Genomic DNA, 21,643 nt, shown 5'->3' on the forward strand with positions numbered 1-21,643 from the left:
CACAGCGCAGCGGCCCGGTACCTGATCACTCAGGTGCCGGGCCGCTGTGCTGCTGGGCTGTGCTGGGTGCTGCTGGGCTGGGCAGGCTCTCAGGAGTGGCTGCGGCCCGGGGGCAGCGAGAGCAGGCCGCTGCGGTGGCGGCCGGCCATCCCCGCGCCGACGGGTGCGGGTGCGGCCGGTGCGGGGACGGCGGGGGCGGTGGCCGCCAGGTAGCCGGAGGCGACCCAGCCCTGTCCCGCGCTGGGCTGCGGGGAGTGCTGCTGGTGCTGGTGTTGATGGTGGTGCTGCTGGGACGGGTGGTGCGGCTGGTGGTGGGGCTGCTGCGGCTGGTGGGGGAGCGCCTGCTGGGCCGGGACGAACTGCGGCGCGGCCGAGCCGTACCCCGCGCTGTAGCCGGGGAAGGGGGAGGGGAAGGGCTGGTGCTGCTCCTGGGGGCCCTGGCTCTGGTTCTGGCTCTGGCTCTGGCCGTACGGTGCGCGGTACTCCTCCAGGGCGTACGGGCGGCGCTCGCGGACGGCGAAGCCGGTGAAGCGCAGGTCCTCCTCGCCGGCCCGGTCGCCGGGCAGGGCGCGGAAGAGGCGGCGGTACTCGGAGTAGAGCTCGTCGTAGATGGGGGTGGCGGAGTGCGGATGCTCCGCGTCGTACGACGGCCTCATCGCGGGGATCCCTCGGCTGGCGGTGGTCTGGCGGAAGGCTGAGGTCACGTCGTAGCTGTACACGTAAGGGCCAACGAGTGAGCCGCTCAGGGGATGCGGGTGGTCGGCGAGGGGCGGGAGCGCGTTGGAGAGGCGCGCGCCGGGTCCCTTGCGGGAAGGACCCCGGCGCGCGCCTCGGTGGTGGTGCGGCGGTGTGTGGTGCTGGTGGTGCGGGTGGTGGTGGTGCGGCTCAGGTGCCGGCGAGCGGGAGGGCGGCCGCGACCAGCAGCCCCTGGGCGGCCGCCCGGTCGAGCGCGGTGCGCAGCAGGTCCTCACGGGGCTGGCGGCCGATCGTCCCGGCCGGCGCCGCGTACATGATCACCCGGGCGTAGCGGGAGGCCGCCGCCCGCCAGGGCTCGGTGACCAGCAGCGGCTGGTGCGCCTGCCACCAGGCGGCGCTGGTCCCGGCCGCCGAGGGCTGCAGGATCGCGTGAAGCCGTCCCATCGCCATCAGTACCGACCACCCGGGCAGCACGGCCGGGGGCTGCTCGACGTCGTGGATCGGGGCGAACCCGTGTTCGGTGAGCAGGGACAGGAACTCGTCCGCGCCGACCAGGCTGCCCGGTCGGCCGACCGGTCCGGTCGGTTCGACCACCAGGGCGGCGTGCCCGGTGTCCCCGCACAGCACCAGGCCGCAGGTGATTCCGAGGATCGCGGGCTCGCCGGGCGCGGGACCGGTGACCGGCTCTGCTGATGGCTCCGGCGCGGCGGGGGCCGGTGCGACGGGGGCCGGTGCGGCCGGGGTGTAGAGCTGGGCGGCCGGTGGCGCGGGCATCGCCATCGGGTCGGCGGGGTAGGCCCGGTCGACGGGATAGGCCTGGTAGGCCGGATCGACCGGGTAGGCCTGGGCCGGCAGCCCGCTGCCCTGGGTCTGGCTGATGCTGCGGACCGCCCCGAGCAGCTGCTCCTCCGAGACCGCCACCACCTGGGACGGGATGCACCGGGCGTGGGCGAAGGCCAGCACGGCGGTTTCCTCGCCGACGAAGAGGACAGTACTGGTCGGCTCGTTGATCGAGTCGCCAGGCGTGCGGCAGGACGTGCAGTCGTAGCTGTCGGGGGCGTGGGCCCCGCCGAGCAGGCGATCTGCCTCGTCGTCGCCGATTTCGGCTCGGACCTCGTCGCTGACATTGAGCATGCGCGGCACGAAGGACTCCTCGGGTCGTTGCGGCGGTGGCGCGGACGCACCCGGCCGCCATTACCAACGGGCTGCTGTGGCCCGGGTCACGGGTGGGTGCACAGAGTGACTCGTTTTGCCCGGCCGGCGACCACTAGTGGTGGATAGATGGTCACAATCTGTCGACCTTGTGCGCAGGCTCACAGGGGCAGGAGGGTGGCCAGGGTCACCTCGCGCAAGGGTTTGATCTTCGTAATCATGCCAAAAACGGACATTTACGACTGCTTTACCTGATCATTACCACCGGTAACCTTCGGTTGACCTGCGAAGACCCCGGCCCGGTTGAACCGGGACACCCGCGCCACCTAACTTCGTTCTCGGTGCAACGAGCACCACCCGGGTTCACCCCCAGCGCACAGCAGTGCCCACCACACGACGGTTCGAACGCGTCCGTGGTGAGTGGCGGAGTGGCCAGGGCGACGCGGCACGTCGGACACGTGCACGGTCGCCCAGCAGACGCGGCAGAGGAACCAGGCCTTTCGAGGCCTTGGTTCCGCATGCCCGCCCGGGGCTGTCGAGAGGAACCCATGACCTTCCGTAACGAGAACGCCGCCACCACCGCCGTCGCCGACAACGCGAAGGCCGGCCGCAGCAGCGGCCGCCTGCGCATGGCGGTCATGGGTGGCGTCCTCGCCGCCCTGCCGGTGGCCGGCCTCGTGACGGCCACGACGGCTTCCGCCGCCTCCACCGCCACGTGGGACGCGGTCGCCCAGTGCGAGAGCACCGGCAACTGGAGCATCAACAGCGGCAACGGCTTCTACGGCGGCCTGCAGTTCACCTCCTCCACCTGGGCGGCCTTCGGTGGCACCCAGTACGCCCCGCAGGCCAACCAGGCCACCAAGGCGCAGCAGATCGCCATCGCCGAGAAGGTGCTGGCCTCCCAGGGCCCCGGCGCCTGGCCCGTCTGCTCGGTCAAGGCCGGCCTGACCGCCGGTGGCGCGCCCGCCGCCGTCGACACCTCGGCCCCCGCTCCGGCCCCGGCCGCGCAGGCTCCGGCTACTCAGGCTCCGGCCGCCAAGCCGGTTGCCGCCCCGAAGCAGAGCACCGCTCCGGCCCCCAAGCCGACCAAGCCGGCCCCCAAGCCCGCCGCCCCGGTTGCCCCGGTTGCTCCGGCCGCCCCCGCCGCGCCGAGCACCGGTGGCACCTACACCGTCAAGAGCGGCGACACGCTGAGCGGCATCGCCGCGGCGAAGGGCCTCAACTGGCAGACCCTGTACAAGAACAACACCCAGGTCATCGGTGGCAACGCCGACCTGATCCTGCCGGGCCAGGTGCTCGCGGTCTGACGTACCCCGTCAGCCGGCCCGCCCGCGCCGCCGACCGCCGTCCCTTCGGGGGCGGCGGTCGGCCGCGTTCTGCCCGCTGCCCGCATCAGCCCCGGGTGGCGTCGGTCGCGTCCCGTCCGCGCGCGGCCTCCGGTGGGAATTCCTCGGCGGCCAGCAGACTTCTCGCTAGACGACAGCGGTATGCCGCCGGGAGTTCCGGCGCGCCCGCCCCTGAGAGGACGCACGCCATGGGAACGCCCGTCGACCAGCTCGTCGACCTGCTGGATCTGGAGCAGATCGAGCTCAACATCTTCCGTGGACGCAGTCCCGAGGAGTCGCTGCAGCGCACCTTCGGCGGGCAGGTGGCCGGGCAGGCGCTGGTCGCGGCGGGCCGTACCGTCGACGAGGACCGCCCGGTCCACTCGCTGCACGCCTACTTCCTGCGCCCCGGGGTCCCCGGCGTGCCGATCGTCTACCAGGTCGACCGGATCCGCGACGGCCGTTCGTTCACCACCCGCCGGGTGCTCGGCATCCAGCAGGGCCGAAGCATCTTCGCGCTGACCGCCGACTTCCACGTGCCCGAGCCCGGCGGCATCGAGCATCAGGAGCCGATGCCCGCGGTGCCGTCCCCGGAGGACCTGCCGAGCGCGCTGGAGGAGGTCGGCAACCGCCTGGGCGAGCTGCCGCCGTTCATCAGCCGCCGCCAGCCGTTCGACATCCGCTACGTCGAGCGGCTGCGCTGGACGCAGGAGGACCTGGCGGGCGTCGAGCCGCGCAGCGGCGTCTGGCTGCGGACCAACGGCGCCCTGCCGGACAACCCGCTGATCCACGTCTGCGCGCTGACCTACGCCAGCGACATGACGCTGCTGGACTCCGTCCGCGCCCCCGTCGAACCGCTCTGGGGCCGGCGCAACTTCGACATGGCCTCGCTCGACCACGCGATGTGGTTCCACCGTCCGTTCCGCGCCGACGACTGGCTGCTCTACCAGCAGGAGTCGCCGATCGCGCACGGCGCGCGCGGGCTGGCACGCGGCCAGATCTTCGACCGCAAGGGCCAGCTGGTGGTCTCGGTGGTGCAGGAGGGCCTGTTCAGACCGCTGAACGGGCGTGACGAATGATCAGATCTGCTCGTCGGACAAGTGATCAGGAGGATGGTCTGTGAGTGCTGCTGACGAGTGGAAGGCCTGGAGCGAGGCCCGGGCCGAGGCGGTGAGCACCCCGCACGGGGTCCTGGCGCTGGTCGGGACGTACTGGCTCGATGCCTCGGACACCGAGATACCCGGCGTCCCCGGCCGCTGGTCGCGGAGCGGGGACAGCGTGCGTGTGACGGCCGCGGCGGCCGACGGCCTGGCGGTCGCGGAGCGCCCCGTCGACGGCGAGCTGCTGCTGCACCCCGACACCCACCCCGAGGCGGCGGTGGCCGGCTACGGCGAGGTGCGGCTGATCCCGATCGAGCGGGAGGGCGAACTCGCCCTGCGCGTCTTCGACCCGGCGAGCGAGGCGCGCGCCCGGTTCGCCGGCATCTCCGCCTACCCCTACCAGCCGCAGTGGTCGCTGCCCGCCGTCTTCACCCCGTTCGACAGCGGCGACCGTACGCTCACCGTCCCCAACGCCGACGGTCGCGAGCGCGGACTGGACGTCGCGGGCCTGCTCTCCTTCGAGCTGGCGGGCGAGGCCCGCACACTCACCGTCAGCCGGTCCGGCGAGCGGCTGAGCGGCGTGATCAGCGACGCCGGCAGCGGCCGGGAGACGTACCGGTTCCGCTTCGTCACGCTGCCCGCGCCGGACGCGCAGGGCCGGACGGTCCTCGACCTCAACCGCGCCCATCTGCCGCCGTGCGCCTTCGCCGACCACTTCGTCTGCCCGTTCCCGCCGCCGGGCAACCGGCTGCCGGTCGAGGTGCGGGCGGGGGAGAAGGCCGTGCTGCAGCGCTGAGGGGTCCCCCGGTGGACCGGGGCGCGGGGGGAGGGGTGACCATTGGTCGCTGTGTCGACCAATCATCCCACCTCTCCCTCCCCCTCTCCCTCTCCCTCTCCCGCCTCCTCCCCTTCGTCCCCTCCCTCCGCCCCGCCTCCCTCCCGTTCCCGCTTGCTGCGCGGCGCCCTCGCCGACCTCACGCCGCTGCGCGAGAACGCGGACTACCGGCGGGTCTGGTTCGGCCAGTCCGTCTCCTCGATAGGCCAGCAGATGACCGCCGTAGCGGTCTCCGTCCAGGTCTACGCCCTGACCGGGTCCACCTTCGCCACCGGACTGGTCGGCCTCTGCTCGCTCGTCCCGCTGATCGTCTTCGGCCTCTACGGCGGCGCCATCGCCGACACCGTGGACCGTCGCAAGCTCGGCCTGATCGGCTCGGCCGGCCTGGCGGCGGCCTCCGCGGTTCTGGCGGCCCAGGCGCTGCTCGGACTGCGTCAGGTCGCCGTGCTCTACGTCGCGGTGGCCCTGCAGGGAGCCTTCTTCGCGCTCAGTTCGCCCGCCCGCTCGTCGATGATCCAGCGCCTGGTCCCCAGCGAACAGCTGCCGGCCGCCAATGCGCTGAACACGATCAGCATGAACCTCGGCCTCACCGTCGGCCCGATGCTCGGCGGCGTCCTGATCGGCGCCTACGGCAGCCAGTGCGCCTACCTCGTCGACACCGTCGCCTTCGCCGGCACCATCTACGCGATGTGGCGGCTGCCCTCGATGCGCCCGGACTCCGGCTCCCGCAAGGGCCGCGCTTCGGTCCTCGACGGCCTGCGCTTCCTGCGCGAGCAGCCCAACCTGCGCACCAGCTTCGTCGCCGACCTGGCCGCCATGGTCTTCGGCCTGCCCCGCGCCCTCTTCCCGGCCATCGCGGTCGGCTTCTACGGCGGCGACGCCCGCACCGTCGGCCTGCTGGTCGCCGCCCCCGCCGTCGGCGCGCTGACTGGGGCGCTCTTCTCCGGCTGGGTCTCCAAGGTGCACCTCCACGGCGTCGCCATCCTCGCCTCGGTCACCGCCTGGGGCCTGTCCATCGCCCTCTTCGGCCTCACCCACGGCTACCTCTGGCTCGGCCTGCTGCTGCTCGCCGTCGCGGGCTGCGCGGACACCATCAGCATGATCTTCCGCAACACCCTGATGCAGGCCGCCGCCCCCGACGAGATGCGCGGCCGCCTCCAGGGGATCTTCATCGTGGTCGTCGCCGGCGGCCCCCGCCTCGGCGACTTCGAGTCCGGCTCGGTCGCCGCCCTCACCAACCCCACCGTCTCCGCCGTCTCCGGCGGCCTCGCCTGCGTCGCCGCCGTCCTCCTCCTCGCCGCCCGCCGCCCCGCCTTCCTCCGCTACGACGCCCGCCACCCCACCCCCTGACCCACCCGCCACCCCACCCGTGACCTGCGCCGAATCCTGGCAGCGAACACCCCTCGCCGTGCTGTATTGTTTTGCACGTCGCCGAAACACCGGGGACAAGGTCGAGAAGCCGACAGCGTCGGTGGCGAGACCACGGGACGTGGCGCAGCTTGGTAGCGCACCTGACTGGGGGTCAGGGGGTCGCAGGTTCAAATCCTGTCGTCCCGACTTGCGTTTTCGCAGGTCGGAGGCCGTTTCCATCTGAAGATGGGGACGGCCTTTTTGTGCGTGTCGCGGGGTGATGGTCGCAGGGTGGTCGCACCTCGTCCGGTCGCGGGAGTGCTCCGGTGTGCGGGCTGACCCGTCAACTCGCCTTCATTGGGCTGGAGTTGTGCCGCGATGGCTCGACTGGTCACCTGGGCGTCATCCGCTCGGACCCTCCACGGATGGATGGCAGCGCGGCTCCGGGTTGACCCGCCCGTAGGCGGGAAATCGGGAGCCCGTCACGTTTCTGCCGTTCTGTCTGCATTTGACGGTCCTGATGGCGTCGTTGAAGCCGGTCCGGAGTCTGGGCGCCTGCGACCACCCTGCGACCACCACTGCCCTTGCCGAAAACCCCGTCCGCGCAGGTCATGCGGCATGTTGGTACTCATGGAGGATGCCGCCGAGGCGTTCGTGTCTCCGTATGTCGAGGCGGCCCATCTGCACCGGATCAGCGATCGGGACGGGTAGTGGCTGGAGCGGGCGGGCGTTCGCGATGCCCTGGTGTGGCCGGTGGGCGTTGTAGAACTGCTCGAACTCCCGCAGGGCATACAGGAGATGGCGCTGGTTCCAGATCAAGGTGCGGTTCAGGAGCTCGCGCCGGCAGGTCTGCACCCACCTCTCCGTGATGGAGTTCATCCTCGGCATCCGGACGCCGCTGAGCACGACCTCGATGCCCGCGTCCTTGAGGACGGCATCGAACAGGTCGGGGAACTTTCCATCCCGGTCCCGGATCAGGAACCGCGCCTGGCAGCCGGCGTCCTCGAGATCCATGACGAGATTCTTGGCGGCCTGCACTACCCAGGACGCGGACGGATGGGCGGTTGCGCCCAGGATCCGGATCCGGCGGCTGGCGTGCTCGATCACCGCGAACACGTACATCCGTGTCCCCGTGAGGGTCACCGTCTCGAAGAAGTCGCATGCCAGTAGCGCGTCGGCCTGGGAGCGCAGGAAGTCGGCCCAGGTGGTGGACGTGCGCTCGGGCGCGGGGTCGATGCCGGCCTGCTTCAGGATCTCCCAGACGGTGGAGGCGGCGACCGCCACTCCGAGGACCAGTAGTTCGCCGTGGATGCGCCGGTACCCCCAGCTGGGATTCTCCTGTGCCAGGCGCAGGACCAGGGCCCGGATGGAGTTCACCGTGCGCGGCCGACCCGGGCGCTTCGGCCGACACCTTTTCGCGTGCTGACGTCTCGCCAGGTCGCGGTGCCAGCGCAGTACTGTATCCGGCCGTACGAGTAACCTCAGTCGCCGCAACAATGCTCGCGGCAGCGGCGCCAGCAGCGCGGCGAGGATCGCCCGATCCTCGGGCGCGAACTGGACCCGATCACCGTGGAGCTGTCGCTCCAAGACGGTCAACTGGTGCCGGAGCGCCAGGATCTCGACGTCCTTCTCGCGATCGCTCATCGGCAGCAACCGAAGCGCAGCGAAGGCGTTGGTCACGGTCAGGTAAGCCAGTCGCAGCAGCACGAACGACCATCATGCCTCCTCCCGTCGCGAGGCTTCTGACCAGGGCGGATGACGTTCCCGGCAAGCGCACTGTCGGCGCACGAGCCGGCGCTGGCGAGCGCAGTGTTGAACCACGGGTTCGCGCTGTCGCGGGCTGCCCGCCTGCCTGAGGCGCTCGCGGCGAGCGAGGAGGCCGTGGCGCTCGGCCGGGTGGCGGTCGAGCGCCACGGGCGGGTGCATGAGCGGGGCCTCGCCATGGCGCTGGACAACCTCGGTACCGACCTGTTCCGGGCGGGTCGCCGGGAGGAGGCGTTGGCGGCGCTGGAGGAGGCCGTGCTGATCCTCCAGTCGGTGGTCTCCCACGAGCCGGGCCGCGAGCCCCTGCTCATCAGTGTCCTCGCCAAGCTCGGCTTCCTGCACAGCTCGATGGAGCGGTGGCCCGAACTGGTGGAGGTGGCGACGGAGCTGGTCGTCAGACACCGACGGCTGGCCGCCGCCGACCCCGTCGCCCACGAGCCGGCTCTCGCGGGATACCTGGGTGATCTCGGCGTCAGCCTGTGGCGGGCCGGCCGGCCGGACGAAGCACTGGAGGTCGGCGTGCAGGCGGCCGAGGTCTACCGCCGCCTGGCTGCCGGCGACCCCGGGGCGTTCCTGGAGAAGTTGCGGACGGTTGAGGCGGCCCGGGCCAACGGACTGGAGAGTGTCGGGCGGGAGGCGGAGGCAGCGGAGATCCGCGAGCGACTTCGGAGCGACCCCGGGTGCACCGGCAATGGGTAGGTGAACGGGGCTTGACCCATGCCGCTTTCCAGCGGACGAAGAGCTTGCGGTCCATGCGGTGGACATCTGACCAGTGCAGGGCGAGGATCTCCCCTCGGCGCCTGTGAAGACTCCTGCTGAACGTGTGTCAGGTTCCCGTCGCTGCGCGTAACCGGTGACCGATGGCGGTCTCTGGGACCACTGTGGGACCACGCTCCATGAGCGCTCATGAGCGCTCATGGGTCATGACGGGCGCATGTGCACGTAATGAATACTGACGGTTCGCCGTCGCGCTGCGCGATCGCCCGTCCGAAGTGTGTGCCGATGCACCTTAACTCTACCGTCCAACAGGCCTGTTGACATATAGGTGAAGCCGGATCATCAAGACCCCGGGCGCAGGCAAACTGCAACTACCTGCTCCTGCACAGCCACGGCAGTTGGGTGGATCCGGCGGTGACCACGGGAGATCGCCACCGACAAGGCGACGCCGGCCCGCCCGCCGGGAGTGCCTCGCGGACAAGAACCCTCCGCAACAGCACGCGTCCTGCGGTCGGGTGGGTCCTGGCCCCAATCCGCGAATCCGGGACTGTCCGGCATAGCAGGTTTTGGTGGGCGAGGACGGAGTTGAACCGTCACAGCAGAAGCGGGGGTGTTACAGACCCTTGGGCTCTCCAATGCCCAGCTCGCCCTTGGCGGAGGAAGTGGGGGTCGAACCCACACGGGTGCTCGTGCACCCCGACGGTTTTCGGGACCGCGGCCGGCGCCAGTCGGCTGGCTCCTCCAGTGAACTGCTCTGTTGCGCGGAGAGTGCGCGGATCGAACGCGCGCGGGTGTGACCCCGACTACGGCTTAGCAAGCCGCTGCCTTACCACTCGGCCAACTCTCCCGGTGCTGCTTGCCGGACGAGGATTCGAACCCCGAACCTCCTGAACCAGAGTCAGGCGTGTTGCCAGTTACACCATCTGGCATTGCCGGGCGGCATGAAAGAGGCCGCCCGGACGGGGAGTTCCCCCGTGGGCGGCCCGGCACTTCAGCCGTTCTACCGTCCGGTGGGATACCCCTGGCTCTGCTGGGAGCTCGAGGAACACTGATAGGACTGGCTGCTGCTCACGGTGTGTTCCTCTCTGCGGCGGTGCGGGCTGGTGTGGCAACTCTGCGGCATGGCAGCCCGCTGGGCAACCGAATATCCCGCAGGGCTTCCGCGGCGCCCGGCTCGCAGGCTCGACCGAACTCATCGGCAGGCGGACACCCGTCTCGGATGACCTCAACACTGGCAGCCCAGCACGTGGGCGTCGACGCTACAGACAGCCTCGCCTTGGCTGCTCAGGGCTCGTTGCTCATCGAGCTCCTGTGTCAGCCTGCCACAAGGGTGTCCAGGAGGTCGCGGATCTGCTCGGCGCTTGCGCCGGCTGGGACGGGGACTACGTCGTCGGGGTTGGACTCGGCCATCGCGACCGCTGGCGCGGCCGCGGGGAGGAGGCTGAGGAACCAGGTGATGGTGTCGGCCCAGAACGCGGGGTCACCGTCGCTGAGCACCAGGTTGCTGTGCTCGAAGTAGCTGCCGTGGCGGCGCATGCCGTCCAGGTCGGCCTCGAAGTTCAGGTAGTCCCGCCGCTGGACGGGGTCGTGCCGGGTGAAGCAGAGGACGAGCGGGATGTGGTCGCGCACCCGTGCCTCGAACTCGGCCAGGCCCAACGGCCATGCGGCTCCAGGGGGTGCGGCGATGAAGATCCCGTCCATGGCGGTCTGCTCCTTAGTTCAGGGCGCGCATATCGTCAGGGAACGTAGCGCACGTTGCTCTTGGTGACGTGGTTGGCGGCCAGCAGGTACTGCCAGTAGCCCATGGTCGCCTGGTCGGGGGTGTCGATCTCCAGGTACTGGGCGTGGTTGTCGGGGTTTTCGATGGCCGCCTGGTAGCGGCTCAGCTCACTGTTGTCCTTGCCCAGCAGCAGGTTGGTGTTGAAGGCGTTCTCCTGGATGCCGTTGAGGCTGCGCGGGCTGCAGCCCTGCTTGCGGACGTTCTTGGCGTCGATGATCGCGCCGTCGGCTGGCCGGAAGCCGTCCGCCCACACGGTTTCCCGTCCGCGCCGCTCATCGAGCGCTCCGGGCTGCCGGCGACGCGCACCTGGTAGGCCCGGTCGTCGGGGGTGCCGTAGTTCGCCGGCCGCCAGGGCAGGGCGTTCTCCCACGCCGCGGCTGCGGCCTGCTGGGCCGGGGTGTACAGCGGGTAGGGCGGCGGGTCGGGTGGCGCAACCGGCGCCGACACCAGCGGTGCCGCTCCCGGGCCCGTCGGCGCGGCGGCGGCCAGGGCGGTCGCGGGCGATGCGTCCGCCGACACCGCGGGCACCACGACGGCCGCGGTCGTCAGGGCGGAGGTGACGATCAGGCGGGCCGCGAGCTGGGAGACCACGGACTCCGCCTCGGCGACCGCCGCAGCGGCCGCGGCGTCGGCTTCCGCGGTCGCCAGGGCGTCCGCGGCGGCTGCGGCTTCGCCCGCCAGTGCCGCGTCGCCGGCGGCACCTGCGGCGTCGGAGCCGCCGAAGGTGAAGAACGTCAGCAGGGCGCCGCCGACGGTGATGACGCCGGCGGCGGTGCCCAGTCCGATCAGGGTGTCGCGGCAGGTGTCGATGGCGTCCGCGTAGTCCTGGCACGTCTGGTGCATCACCCGGCACGCAGCCGACAGGTTCTCCATCAGCGGTAGTGAGGCGGCCACCGTTGTGCCGCCCTGCGGGTGGGAGGTGTAGATCGTGGCCGCGTACGTCTGGAACGCGTCGAACGCCGCGCCGGAGCACTCCTGGTTCACGTAGGCGGCGTGCCGGCCGGCGTTGCTCTGGGCGTCGTCGATCAGTGATGCGCACTTCGCCCACACGCCGCCGGCCGCGCGCAGCTTGTCCGGGTCGCCCTGGGGCCAGAACTTCCCGATGACCGGGATCTCGTGGACCTGCTTGGAGCCGGTGACCATCGGCAGGCTCGTGTGCGCGCCACTGGGCTCGCAGTCCTCCTGCCCGCCTACCTGCAGCCCCGAGGCGGTGTCGACCTTGCCGTGAGCGCGGCCGCGATCCGGTCCTCGACCTGCAGGTAGTTCGTCGCCATCGTCAGCAGCCGGCTCGAGATCGCGGCCATGCCCTGCCCGGCGGTGCCGATCGCCTGCACGATGGTCTGCGCGGCGGGCTCATACTTCGCCGCGAAGGAGTGCGCGGTGCTGTCGTCCCCCGCCATACCCGCCGAGGCGCCCAGGTCCCCGGTCACCCCCGAGGCGATGTTGAACACGAAGTCCTTCGTGTCCAGGAACCCCACCGAGGAGGTGAACACCGTTCCCGGATCAACCTGGTAGCCACCCGCAACCCCAACGTCAGCCGGACGCAAACCCACCACCCCTCCGAAGTCTGCATCCACAGCAGCGAGCCCCGCCGACAGGCCGGCGCTCGCTCGAACCCACCACCTGAACCGAGCCGAACACGCGCGCCATCGAGCGCTGCCACGCCCGGGTCGCCCCGGTACCGGGGCGGACTACATAGCCAGCTGGCGGGAGCGGGCGGTGTTCGGCAACGGGTCCGCTGCCGCGAGGCGCTCTCGCAGCACCGGACCGGGCTGGGTTGGAGCTGGTCACAGCGGCTGGGTGGGGTCGTCCAGCCAGGGGTGCCAGCCGCCGGGGGTGACGGTGAGTCCGAAGCGCTCGAGGCCGGGTTTCCCGCAGGGTGCCGCCGGGTGCGGGTCTGCTCGAAGTCCTCCCACAAGCCGCGGCTGTACAGGCGGACCTGGCGCACGCTCTCAGCGTCGCGGAACGTCGCGGCGGCCCAGTCCGGGTGATAGATCCGCAACCGGGCACCGAGGGCAGGCGCGGCGGCGCAGCCTGGAAGCACGTCGTCGTCGGGAGCCGCCGCGATGAGACAACGAGGCCGGCAGGAACCCCGCAGCGGAGGAGAACCAGGTGCCGCACCGATCGTTGACGTCGCCTTGCAGAAGAAATAGGAAATCCGAATGAACCGAAATGGGTCTCTGATACGTTACGGGGGAATAATCGAGCCGTCCCCCCTGAAGGCAACTCACCGGCGGCCCACGGGTTCATTGGCGAATTGGCACGATTTCTGACTGCACGTCTTTGATTGGACTGCATCGAACCAGCCAAAGGGAACCAGAATTCGGCCGATGCGAAGTCCGGGGCCTAGCACGGATGTTCCGTGGTGCCGTGCAATAGCCGAGGCACGCCGAAACGGATTCTATTTGAGCGAAACGGGGGCCCTGTGGACGTACTGCCCTATCTCACGGCTGATCGGGACTTCTACCGCCCAGCCGGTGAAACGACGCAGGTCACCACCACGTTCGAGGTGCAGGGACTTCCAGGCGGGTGGGAGACCACCGAGGCCGACTTCTGGAAGATCTACACGCCCGTCGGCACCACGCGGGCCACCCACGGGTGGAAGGTGCACGTCTCGGCTGCCGCGGAGCGCGCTCAGCACGTGCTGGACACGGCCGCGGCGATCTGCGTCGAGCTGGGGGTGTCGTTCAAGCACCTGCGCAACGACGTGTGCTTCACCCTGCTGCACCACAAGCACGGAAACCGGGCGCAGGGCGGGAAGTTCATCGCCGCGTACCCGCCGGACGCCGAAGCGGCCCGTCTGCTGATGGAGGCGCTCGCGAAGGCCCTCGACGGCGTGCAGGGGCCGCACATCCTCGGGGACCGGCGCTTCCGGGAGTCCTCCGTCGTCGCCTACCGGTACGGGGCCTTCGAGCCGATCGCCGAGCTTCGGGCGGACGGCACCCGCGAACTCATGGTCCCCGATGGCACCGGCCACCTGGTGCCCGACGTACGAGGTGTGTCGTTCAAGCTGCCGCCCGGGATCGAGGACCCCTTCGTGCAGCCTGCGGAACTGGCTGAGCAGGCGAAGCCCGTGGCGGTGGCTCCGCCGCCGGCCGCCCCGGAGGCCGGGCGGATCACCTTCGAGGGACTGCGGTTCGAGCAGGTCGTGCGGCACTCCAACGGCGGCGGCACCTACCTCGCCGTGGAACGCGCCTCGGGCCGGCAGGTGTTCGTCAAGGAGGCACGCGCACTCACCGGGCTGGACTGGGACGGCGGCACCGCGGCGGAGCGGCTCGCCCACGAGTACCGCACGCTGCGCGACCTCCACGGCATCCGGCCGGGGCTCGCCCCCGAGCCGCTGGACTACTTCCAGTGCTGGGAGCACACGTTCCTGGTCACCGAGGTCCTGCCGGGACGGACCCTGATGGACTGGGTGATCAACCTCAGGCCCGGCTTCTACGTCACCGACGACCCGGCACCGCAGCGCACCTACCACGAGCGGTGCCTGCGCATCCTGGCCCAGCTCGGCGAGCAGCTCGGCCAACTGCACGCTGCGGGCTACGCGTTCGTGGACGTCAGCCCGGGCAACGTGCTGGTCGACGAGGACGACAACGTCCGACTGATCGACTTCGAGGCCGCCACCCGGATCGGCGAGCCGCTGCCGCTGTTCGGCACCCCCGGCTACCACCCCGCCGAGCCCCGCGCCCGGCTGCGCGAGATCGCCGCCGCGGACCCGCTGCACTTCGACCGGTACGGGCTGGCCGGTCTCGCGAAGCTGATGCTGTTCGGCAACGTGCACCACGTGCTCCAGCGCGAACCTGCGGTCCTCGACCACCTGGTGGCGAACGAGGCCGCCATCGCTCCGCTCCCGGAGCAGCTGCTGGCAGCCGCCGCCGAGTTCGTCGAGTCCCGGGCGACGGGCGCATTGCCGTCTGCGGCCGAGGTGGCCGCCGCGCCGGAGCAGCAGCTGCGCCGACTGTGCGAACGCATCGCGGACGGCCTGCTCGCCATGGCCCGGCCCGACGCCGACCCGGTGTTCCCCACAGTGCCGCGCGGCTACCTCACCAACCGGCGCTGCGTCGCGTACGGCACCGCCGGGGTGCTGCACGCGCTGCGCCTGGCGGGCCGCACCGCCGACCCGGCCCTGGTCCGGCGGTTGGCCGACGACTCACTGCGCCTGCGCGACCGCACACCGCCCGGCCTGCACGTCGGCAATGCCGGGATCGCCTGGGTACTCGCCGACCACGGCCTCCTCGACGAGGCGAACGCCCTGCTGGCCACGGCCGAACAGGACCCGTTGCTACGCCAACGGGCCACCCTCGGCGAGGGCGTGGCGGGCGTGGCCATGGCCCACCTCGCGCTGTACGGCCACGACCGCGACGAACGCCACCTCGATCGGGCCGCGCAGCTGCGGGCGACCGTCCCCGACGATCCGGAGCTGACCCCACTGCTCGGGCCCGACGACGCCACCGGACTGCTGCACGGCAGGCCAGGGTTGGCGCTGCTCGACTACTACCTCCACCACCTGGCCGGCGACCCGGCGGCGATCCGCCGCGGCCTCGCCCTGCTGCGCGCGGAGGCCACCAGGGCGGTCGACTATCCGGGCGGCGGCATCGCGTTCCGGATCTCCACCACTGACGCGCGACTGTTCCCCTACCTGCACCGGGGTTCGGCGGGGCTGGCCTTGGTCGCCACCCGCTACCTGGCCCACAGCGATGAGCTGGCCACCCTGGTCGAGCAGTGCCTGATCCCGAGCTCGGTCCCGACCACGGCCTACAGCGGGCTCTACGAGGGCCGCGCCGGCCTGGTGCTCGCCCTGGCGGACCATGCGAGCCGGACCGGCTCGCAGGCCGTCCGCCAGGCCGCGGTGGCCGCCGCACGCAGGCTGTTCTGCCATGCGGTCACCGATCCCGACGGCGTGCGGTTCTGCGGCGAGCACATGTTCCGGCTCAGCGCCGACCTGTGGAGCGGCTCGGCCGGCGTACTGCTCGCACTGACCCGGCTGCTCGACGGGCCCGCGGATGTCTTCTTCACCCTAGACGAGCTGGTCAGTCCCACTCGGTGACCTGCTCCCGGCCGCTTCCCAAGCGGCTGCCCCCCAGATGTCCCCGGATCCACCGGGGTGCACGCGACCGGTCCCGCGTACCAGCGACCGGAACCGGAAAGGATGTGTCCGATGACTGAAGTCCTCGCCCTCCAGGAGCTCGAAGAGCCCAACAAGGTGACGTCCATGTCCTGTGAGGGCTGCGGCAGCACCTCCGCCAGCACCGGCTGCGGCAGCTGACGAACGGCCCCGGAGCCGATCCCGGTCGCCTTGAGCGGTCGGGGCCGGCTCCGGGGCACTCGGTGCGGCCGACCCCCGTACCCCTGGGAACCGGGGGTCGGCGCCCCCACGGAACGGGTGTCAGCCCCGTTTTTCGAGCCCGCCCACCTCCCGAGCACCACCACATGCGCGCCCTGGGGCTACCGGACCATGCGGCTCGGGGCCTGCCCGCGCGTCCCGGCCGAGCCGCCGGCCCGGACCCCGCTCGACGCGTTCCGCCGAGAGCGGCTCCTACTGGAGCCTCCACTGCTGGTTCCAGGCGTTGTTGCAGGTCCAGACGCAGATGACTGGTTCCAAGGGGTAGCCGCGCAGACGACGCGAGGGCGTCCACTCGGTAACGACCGAGATGGACGCCCTCACGGCTGCATGTGGTTGCGCCTGGTCAGCACGCTCCACGGACTGCCGGTCGTGCGCTTCGTGTCACCTGGCGCGAAGGCCGTCGAGCGCGAGGTCCTGCTCGACCTCATCGCCGCCGAACCGGACCTGGTCCGCAGTCGGCCGTGCTGCGTGACAACCTCAGTTGCACTGGCCCTGCCACTTGAGTACACCGGTGGCCTTGTCATGGATCTGGGGGCAGAGGTAGTTGCCTGGGCCGTCGTAGATCCAGCCGGATCCGGCGCCTGTGGAGGTCCAGATCACGGAATTGTTGTTAATGATGTCGAACAAGCAGTTGGGACCGGTTGCGGTCGGGAAGAACTCCATCCAGTCGTGGGTCGCACCGCTGACGGTCCGCAGCTGGATCTCCTCCGTGGCAGCGCAGCCGCCCCAATTTCCCGGGTAGTTCCCCTCGTTGGCGGCGAATGCGGGCGTGGACGCGGACAGGGCGATCGCGGCGCCAACGCCAAGGATGGCGATGGCAGATCGCAGGGACGTACGGCGAGTCAGCATGAACGGATCCCTCGTCTGGACATGACGGGAGAGCCCTACGCCCCCGTCGGCTAGTGACAGAGCCCGTGGCGTCAACTGCTGTGGTGAACAGTGAGCTTGAGTGAGCGTCAGTTATAGGCCGACGCGGTGCTGGCTGCTTTGTCGGCCCTCGCCGCTGTTGAGCGGCTCGGTGGGCCGGCTTGGCTGGGCGGTTGTCAGGCCGCGTGGCTGAACAGCGGGTTCGGCAAGGGCCTGCTGTCGGTGAGGGCGTCGGCGCGTAGCGGACGCGAGCCTCGACGAGGTGGAGCCTTGCTTCGATCATTGCCGGCGTTCATCTCCCCGCTGCGCTGTGTGCCGCCGAGGCGGCAGATGACCTTGAGACCTCTCACGCGTCAGACCGTGGACCGTCACCAGTCCGGCGGACGAAGGTGGCAGCCGGCTCGGACGGGCCGCTGTACCGATGGAGCGTGGAGCCCGCCGGATCCCCCGGCTCCGCCACCTCACTGGGTCCGCTCGACCTGCCGAACCTACCGAGCCCGGTGGCGCTGCGGACCGCGGCGCTGCGACCCGGCGACCAGACCGCGGCCACCGGCCGCGACGACGGGACGGTCGAGCTCTGGACCAGCGTGGCGCCGGCGATACCGGGGCAACTGACCAATCGGCAGAGCAACAGCGCGCCAGGGTCCTCGTTCGGGGACGGCGGGCGGGCACTCGTGACACAGGCGAGCGACGGCAGCGCCGCACTCTGGGACGTGACCGACCGGCTCAACCCGGCCCTCGCCTCGACACTGCCCGCGCCCTGGTCGGAAGGAGGGTTCCTGTCCGACGACCACACCCTGCTCACCACCGACAGCACCGGTTCGTCCATCGGGCTGTGGAACGCGGCCGACCCCCGCCACCCCGTGCCGGAGGCCACCCTGGCGAGGCCGGGTCCAGCGAGCGGCACCTGCAGGTGGACGCTGACGCCGGCCGCGGCCTCGTGGTGCTGAACAACTCCGCCGAGCCGGTGATCCATATCTGGAACATCACCAACCGCGCCCGTCCGGTCGAGCTGGCGACCGTCACGGCCCCCGGCCCGGTGGCGGGGATCGGCTTCCAGCAGAACGGCCGCTGCCTGGTCACCATCGACGACGCCGGCTCGGTGCGGCTCTGGAGCCTCGCCGACCCGTACCACCCCGGCGAGTCCCACGTCCTGAACCCGAGCGGCGGCGCCACCTTCGTGGAGGACGCACCGGGTCGCCGGATGATCGCCCTGCGGGCGGACACGGACGTCCAGATGTTCGATGTGGCCGACGTCCGCAACCCGGCCCAAACCGCCACGATCCGCTCGGTCGCGGAGAGCGTCACGACACTCGGCAGCCGCCCGATTGTCGTGACGGCCTCCGGGCACGCGAACGCCGTCGGCTTCCGGAGCCTCGACAAACCCTCCAGCCCGATCGGATGGCTGGACCTCCCGATCGCGCCCGCCGACCTCTACGCCAGCCGGGACGGCCGACTGCTGGCCGTCACCGCGCAGGGGCTTGACGACCAACTGCTGCTCTGGGATGTGACCGAGCCCGCCGCCGTCACGTCCCAGGACGCCGTCACCCTGCAAGGCGGCAGCGCCCCGGAGTTCGCCCCCGGCCAACGAACCGTCGCCACCACCGCGAGCGACCCCGACTACGGCCCCGCCGTGCGGCTCTGGGACCCGGACCCGGACCGCGTCTACCAGCAGGTGCGCGCGAGCACAGAGTCTCAGTAGCCGCTCAGCCGGGTGCGGATCCTGCGCAACGCCTGGGGCCCGGCGGTGCTTCGCGGAAGCTGTGCGAGCACAGGACCGCCACAGTCATCGAGTGCCAGCCGTAGATGTTCAGCGAGGCCTGCCGGCGACAAACGGCGGCGCCGTTGGTTCGGTCCTGTCCCAAGCCACGCAGGCGATCATGGACAGGGGGAAGCTGTGGACCCGCTCTCCGGCTGCCCCAACTCGCACATGCAACCACCGGTCCTCCATGGCGACTTCGAGGTTCTCCATCTCGCCTTGGTAGACGGTGCTTTCGATCTCGACCCGCTGGTGGAAGAAGACCGTCGCAGGCATGTATGCGCTCATGGAACCAGGGTGCGCGCCACCCCGCCGGCCCGCATCTGGACTACCGCGATGCGGGGTAGGTCGATCTCGGTGGTGCGCTTGTGGAGTTGGTCGAGGATCCACTGGGGGCGCAGGGGTGAGCCGTCGGGGCGGGAGAAGACGAGTCCTTCCAGTCGCCCGTCGGGGTGGTTGGCCATCTGGAGGGCGGCTTGGCGGTGGAGGGCGGTGGCGACTCTGGGGGAGAGGCTGATCCAGGCGTGGCTGGCGGGGGTCTTGGGCTGGCGCATGTGCAGCTGGTTGTTGTTGACTGCGGCCAGGGCTCAGCGGACGAAGAGCTTGCGGTCCATGAGGTGGACGTCGGACCAGTGCAGGGCGAGGGCTTCGCCGCGGCGCATGCCGGTGCCGAGCATGACCTCGAAGAGGTCGGTGAGCTGGTCGGCGTAGTGCTCAGCGTTGTGGCGTAGGAAGGTGGCGGCCTGTTCGGGGGTCCAGCAGGTGCGCTCCTCAGCGCGGGGCTTGGGTGGGATGGAGTGCTTGGCGGGGTTGTAGCGCAGGCGCCAGGAGCGGACGGCGGCATTGAGGGCGTTGCGCAGGGTCGAGACAGCCCGGTAGACGGCTACGCGGCCGCGGCCGGAGTTGAGTTGGGCGGTGATCCACTCGTCGATGTGCTCGGATTGTCGGCCCTGGTCATTGAGGGCGTGATGGACGAGGCGAGGTCATCCGGGTGTCGGCGCGGACTCGGGACGATCCGGTGCCGTGCCCGGTGTGCGGGCAGTCGACGGGGCGGGTGCATGGCTTCCACGGGCGGGTGGTCGCGGACGTGCCGGTGGACGGACGGCGGGTCGTGGCGTCGGTGCGGCTCCGGAGACTGGCGTGCCGTCTGCTGGGCAACCGCCGTGAACCCCGCCCGGCCCGGGGGCGTACGCGAACAGACCACCCGCCAGCGCTGGCAACATGTCCACAACCTGCTCGACCAGGGCGTCGGCCAGCTCGAATGCGCTCGCCGCCTCGATGTCGCACTGAACACCGTCAAGCGACACGCCCGCATGCAGGAGCCCACCGGCGACCGCCGCGCACCCCGCTACAAGCCCACGCTCGTCGACCGCTACCGCGACCACCTCCGCAGCCGCCGCGCCGCCGACCCGGCCGTCCCTGTCAAGCAACTGTTCCAGGAGATAAAGGAGTTGGGATACACCGGCAGCCTCAACCTGCTCTACCGCCACATCGCCCAGGGCCGCGCCGAGGGCGACAAGCCCGTCACCACCCCGCAACGCTTCGCCCGCCTCCTCCTCACCCGCCCCGAGAACCTGCATGACAAGGACACCGCACTTCTGCGGGAACTCACTGAAACCTGCGCCGAGATGACCGAACTCGCCCTTCTCAGCGCCGAGTTCGCGCAGCTACTGACCCCAGCGGAGGGCAACGACGCCAAGCTCACCGACTGGATCACCACAGTCCGCGCCGCCGACCTGCCCCACCTGCACTCCTTCACGAACGGCCTCGAACTCGACCGCGCCGCCGTCGACGCCGGACTCACCCTCCCGTACTACAACGGCCGGAGGATGCGGTGGCGGAGCCGAAATTCTCATATTCCCACGGTAGACGCGACATGCCGCGGCTCGTCGGGATGTCGGCCTGTCAGGTGCGGTCGTGGAGGGTGATCTGGTAGCCGTCGGGGTCGGCGAAGGTGAATGTCCGGCCGAAGGGGCCGTCGATCGGTGCGGAGACGATGGTGTGACCGTCGACGACGAGAGCATCGTGGATGGCCTGGACGTCTGTGGCGTGGAGCCAGATCGCGGCACCGATGCCGGGCTGGGCAACGGATGCGAGATCGGTGCCGGGAACGACGTCGCGCAGAGCGAACGCGATCGGCTTCGTCTCGAAGACGACGGCGTGCGGAGGTCCGGCCTGCGAGCGGACCAGGCCGAGGTACTGCTCGTAGAACGCCTGCGAGGCGTCGAGGTCGCGCGCCTGGAGCGAGATGAAGTCGGGGCCGGTGGCGGGCATGGTGATGCTCCTTCTCTTCGTGTCAGATTCCTGACATAGGCCAATGTATGTCAGAATGCTGACATGAGTCAAAACGGTGCCGGCGTCGACCTGGACAAATCACTGGGCTACCTGCTGAAAGAGGCTTCGAGCGCCCTGCGCGCAGCCATGGAGGAGGTGCTGCGGCCACTCGGGATGAGCGTGACGCACTACTCCTGTCTAGAGCTGCTGGCTCAACGGCCGGGCCTGTCGAACTCCGAGCTCGCGCGGGGCGCGTTCGTGACACGGCAGTCGATGCACGTGCTGCTCCAGGCCCTGGAACGAGAGGGTCACGTGACCAGGCCTGCGGAGGCACCCGTCGGGAAGGTTCTTCCCGCCCGGCTCACGCCTCGCGGCCGACAGAGGCTCGAGCAGGCGACCGTAGCGGTCCGGTCCGTCGAGGTCAGAATGCTGGCCGGCATGACCGAGACAGAGCAGTCAGACGCGTTCCGGCTCCTGCAAAGCATGATCCATTCCCTGCGCGACGGCGACGCCGGTGCATAGCTCGTTCCCTGGCGCACATCTCGTTCCCTGGCGCACATCTCGCCGGGCCCCGACGGGAGTGCAGCCGAGCATGAAAACCCGTGCAGGCGACCTCGAAACCGACAGACCCCGACTACACCCTCTTCTGCGATGAGCCGGAAAAGCTGCACCCGCTGGCC

At 70.5% G+C, this 21,643-nt stretch carries 20 protein-coding genes, 5 tRNA genes and 1 pseudogene; 11 read left to right on the forward strand and 15 right to left on the reverse strand.

Features of this window, described 5'->3' with window-relative positions:
• Positions 1–89 precede the first annotated feature (89 nt).
• Both P3T34_RS29110 and P3T34_RS29115 read right to left on the reverse strand, forming a co-directional pair.
• The gene (locus tag P3T34_RS29110) at positions 90–704 is read right to left on the reverse strand and encodes a hypothetical protein (protein ID WP_280668994.1); all 615 of its coding nucleotides are present in this window, start codon (positions 702–704) and stop codon (positions 90–92) included.
• A 181-nt stretch (positions 705–885) separates the two neighbouring features.
• Positions 886–1,839, reverse strand: a complete 954-nt coding sequence (locus tag P3T34_RS29115) for a hypothetical protein (RefSeq protein ID WP_280668995.1) — start codon at positions 1,837–1,839, stop codon at positions 886–888.
• A 557-nt stretch (positions 1,840–2,396) separates the two neighbouring features.
• Here P3T34_RS29115 and P3T34_RS29120 point away from each other — a divergent pair.
• The 5 genes from P3T34_RS29120 (at position 2,397) to P3T34_RS29140 (ending at position 6,665) form a co-directional block, all read left to right on the forward strand.
• A complete protein-coding gene (locus P3T34_RS29120; protein WP_280668996.1) occupies positions 2,397–3,155 on the forward strand; it encodes a transglycosylase family protein in 759 nt (252 codons plus the stop codon).
• 227 nt (positions 3,156–3,382) lie between these two features.
• Positions 3,383–4,252 carry an acyl-CoA thioesterase II gene (locus P3T34_RS29125; protein WP_280668997.1) on the forward strand — a complete coding sequence of 290 codons (870 nt, stop codon included), beginning with the start codon at positions 3,383–3,385 and terminating at the stop codon, positions 4,250–4,252.
• A gap of 40 nt (positions 4,253–4,292) precedes the next feature.
• The gene (locus tag P3T34_RS29130) at positions 4,293–5,069 is read left to right on the forward strand and encodes a DUF1684 domain-containing protein (RefSeq protein ID WP_280668998.1); all 777 of its coding nucleotides are present in this window, start codon (positions 4,293–4,295) and stop codon (positions 5,067–5,069) included.
• A gap of 153 nt (positions 5,070–5,222) precedes the next feature.
• Positions 5,223–6,458: an MFS transporter gene (locus tag P3T34_RS29135; protein WP_280668999.1), complete on the forward strand. Its 1,236-nt coding sequence runs from the start codon at positions 5,223–5,225 to the stop codon at positions 6,456–6,458.
• Positions 6,459–6,591: 133 nt separating this feature from the next.
• Positions 6,592–6,665: transfer RNA gene (locus tag P3T34_RS29140), tRNA-Pro, on the forward strand.
• A gap of 402 nt (positions 6,666–7,067) precedes the next feature.
• On the opposite strand, the gene P3T34_RS29145 is transcribed toward P3T34_RS29140, so the two are convergent.
• Positions 7,068–8,165, reverse strand: a complete 1,098-nt coding sequence (locus tag P3T34_RS29145; protein WP_280669000.1) for an integrase core domain-containing protein — start codon at positions 8,163–8,165, stop codon at positions 7,068–7,070.
• Positions 8,166–8,213: 48 nt separating this feature from the next.
• On the opposite strand from P3T34_RS29145, the gene P3T34_RS29150 reads away from it, so the two are divergent.
• Positions 8,214–8,921, forward strand: a complete 708-nt coding sequence (locus tag P3T34_RS29150; protein WP_280669001.1) for a tetratricopeptide repeat protein — start codon at positions 8,214–8,216, stop codon at positions 8,919–8,921.
• Positions 8,922–9,506: 585 nt separating this feature from the next.
• Here the strand turns inward: P3T34_RS29150 and P3T34_RS29155 are convergent.
• From P3T34_RS29155 to P3T34_RS29185, 8 genes are all read right to left on the reverse strand, one after another.
• Positions 9,507–9,589, reverse strand: a tRNA-Tyr gene (locus tag P3T34_RS29155).
• 1 nt (position 9,590) lies between these two features.
• Positions 9,591–9,682, reverse strand: a tRNA-Ser gene (locus P3T34_RS29160).
• A 19-nt stretch (positions 9,683–9,701) separates the two neighbouring features.
• Positions 9,702–9,786, reverse strand: a tRNA-Ser gene (locus tag P3T34_RS29165).
• 9 nt (positions 9,787–9,795) lie between these two features.
• A tRNA-Gln gene (locus tag P3T34_RS29170) sits at positions 9,796–9,868 on the reverse strand.
• 385 nt (positions 9,869–10,253) lie between these two features.
• Positions 10,254–10,640, reverse strand: a complete 387-nt coding sequence (locus tag P3T34_RS29175) for a hypothetical protein (protein WP_280669002.1) — start codon at positions 10,638–10,640, stop codon at positions 10,254–10,256.
• Positions 10,641–10,675: 35 nt separating this feature from the next.
• Positions 10,676–10,936, reverse strand: coding sequence for a restriction endonuclease fold toxin-2 domain-containing protein (locus P3T34_RS39995; protein ID WP_348534762.1), 261 nt, complete (start codon positions 10,934–10,936; stop codon positions 10,676–10,678).
• Positions 10,822–11,862: a hypothetical protein gene (locus P3T34_RS29180; protein WP_280669003.1), complete on the reverse strand. Its 1,041-nt coding sequence runs from the start codon at positions 11,860–11,862 to the stop codon at positions 10,822–10,824. Before P3T34_RS29180 ends, P3T34_RS39995 begins: the two co-directional genes overlap by 115 nt.
• Positions 11,863–11,909: 47 nt before the next feature.
• Positions 11,910–12,212: a hypothetical protein gene (locus tag P3T34_RS29185; protein ID WP_280669004.1), complete on the reverse strand. Its 303-nt coding sequence runs from the start codon at positions 12,210–12,212 to the stop codon at positions 11,910–11,912.
• A gap of 932 nt (positions 12,213–13,144) precedes the next feature.
• Here P3T34_RS29185 and lanKC point away from each other — a divergent pair.
• Positions 13,145–15,766 carry a class III lanthionine synthetase LanKC gene (gene lanKC / locus P3T34_RS29190; RefSeq protein WP_280669005.1) on the forward strand — a complete coding sequence of 874 codons (2,622 nt, stop codon included), beginning with the start codon at positions 13,145–13,147 and terminating at the stop codon, positions 15,764–15,766.
• A 774-nt stretch (positions 15,767–16,540) separates the two neighbouring features.
• Here lanKC and P3T34_RS29195 read toward each other — a convergent pair.
• Positions 16,541–16,912 carry a hypothetical protein gene (locus tag P3T34_RS29195; protein WP_280669006.1) on the reverse strand — a complete coding sequence of 124 codons (372 nt, stop codon included), beginning with the start codon at positions 16,910–16,912 and terminating at the stop codon, positions 16,541–16,543.
• A gap of 446 nt (positions 16,913–17,358) precedes the next feature.
• Here P3T34_RS29195 and P3T34_RS29200 point away from each other — a divergent pair, with 446 nt between their 5' ends.
• On the forward strand, positions 17,359–17,880 hold the full coding sequence (locus tag P3T34_RS29200; protein WP_280669007.1) for a WD40 repeat domain-containing protein: 522 nt from the start codon (positions 17,359–17,361) through the stop codon (positions 17,878–17,880).
• Positions 17,844–18,632 (forward strand): WD40 repeat domain-containing protein, encoded by a 789-nt coding sequence (locus P3T34_RS29205; RefSeq protein ID WP_280669008.1) that lies wholly within the window; start codon positions 17,844–17,846, stop codon positions 18,630–18,632. Before P3T34_RS29200 ends, P3T34_RS29205 begins: the two co-directional genes overlap by 37 nt.
• A 108-nt stretch (positions 18,633–18,740) precedes the next feature.
• Here P3T34_RS29205 and P3T34_RS29210 read toward each other — a convergent pair whose 3' ends face one another.
• Together P3T34_RS29210 and P3T34_RS29215 are read right to left on the reverse strand one after the other, a co-directional pair.
• On the reverse strand, positions 18,741–18,977 hold the full coding sequence (locus P3T34_RS29210; RefSeq protein ID WP_280669009.1) for a hypothetical protein: 237 nt from the start codon (positions 18,975–18,977) through the stop codon (positions 18,741–18,743).
• Positions 18,974–19,243, reverse strand: coding sequence for a hypothetical protein (locus P3T34_RS29215; protein WP_280669010.1), 270 nt, complete (start codon positions 19,241–19,243; stop codon positions 18,974–18,976). Before P3T34_RS29215 ends, P3T34_RS29210 begins: the two co-directional genes overlap by 4 nt.
• A 414-nt stretch (positions 19,244–19,657) precedes the next feature.
• Here P3T34_RS29215 and P3T34_RS29220 point away from each other — a divergent pair.
• A pseudogene (locus tag P3T34_RS29220) lies at positions 19,658–20,515 on the forward strand (transposase family protein); the annotation flags it as partial.
• A 79-nt stretch (positions 20,516–20,594) separates the two neighbouring features.
• On the opposite strand, the gene P3T34_RS29225 reads toward P3T34_RS29220, so the two are convergent.
• Positions 20,595–20,963 carry a VOC family protein gene (locus tag P3T34_RS29225; RefSeq protein WP_280669011.1) on the reverse strand — a complete coding sequence of 123 codons (369 nt, stop codon included), beginning with the start codon at positions 20,961–20,963 and terminating at the stop codon, positions 20,595–20,597.
• A gap of 63 nt (positions 20,964–21,026) precedes the next feature.
• Here P3T34_RS29225 and P3T34_RS29230 point away from each other — a divergent pair, with 63 nt between their 5' ends.
• On the forward strand, positions 21,027–21,485 hold the full coding sequence (locus P3T34_RS29230; RefSeq protein ID WP_280669012.1) for a MarR family transcriptional regulator: 459 nt from the start codon (positions 21,027–21,029) through the stop codon (positions 21,483–21,485).
• Positions 21,486–21,643 lie beyond the last annotated feature (158 nt).

It is taken from the genome of Kitasatospora sp. MAP12-44, assembly GCF_029892095.1.
Classification (GTDB): domain Bacteria; phylum Actinomycetota; class Actinomycetes; order Streptomycetales; family Streptomycetaceae; genus Kitasatospora.

Excerpts from the sequence above, each read along its gene's own strand:
- P3T34_RS29125 (WP_280668997.1), top strand. The coding sequence starts at position 3,383 with ATGGGAACGCCCGTCGACCAGCTCGTCGACCTGCTGGATCTGGAGCAG.
- P3T34_RS29210 (WP_280669009.1), bottom strand. The coding sequence starts at position 18,977 with ATGAGCGCATACATGCCTGCGACGGTCTTCTTCCACCAGCGGGTCGAG.
- P3T34_RS29120 (WP_280668996.1), top strand. The coding sequence starts at position 2,397 with ATGACCTTCCGTAACGAGAACGCCGCCACCACCGCCGTCGCCGACAAC.
- P3T34_RS29215 (WP_280669010.1), bottom strand. The coding sequence starts at position 19,243 with ATGCGCCAGCCCAAGACCCCCGCCAGCCACGCCTGGATCAGCCTCTCC.
- P3T34_RS29230 (WP_280669012.1), top strand. The coding sequence starts at position 21,027 with ATGAGTCAAAACGGTGCCGGCGTCGACCTGGACAAATCACTGGGCTAC.
- P3T34_RS29225 (WP_280669011.1), bottom strand. The coding sequence starts at position 20,963 with ATGCCCGCCACCGGCCCCGACTTCATCTCGCTCCAGGCGCGCGACCTC.
- P3T34_RS29180 (WP_280669003.1), bottom strand. The coding sequence starts at position 11,862 with ATGGTCACCGGCTCCAAGCAGGTCCACGAGATCCCGGTCATCGGGAAG.
- P3T34_RS29195 (WP_280669006.1), bottom strand. The coding sequence starts at position 16,912 with ATGCTGACTCGCCGTACGTCCCTGCGATCTGCCATCGCCATCCTTGGC.
- P3T34_RS29150 (WP_280669001.1), top strand. The coding sequence starts at position 8,214 with ATGACGTTCCCGGCAAGCGCACTGTCGGCGCACGAGCCGGCGCTGGCG.
- P3T34_RS29175 (WP_280669002.1), bottom strand. The coding sequence starts at position 10,640 with ATGGACGGGATCTTCATCGCCGCACCCCCTGGAGCCGCATGGCCGTTG.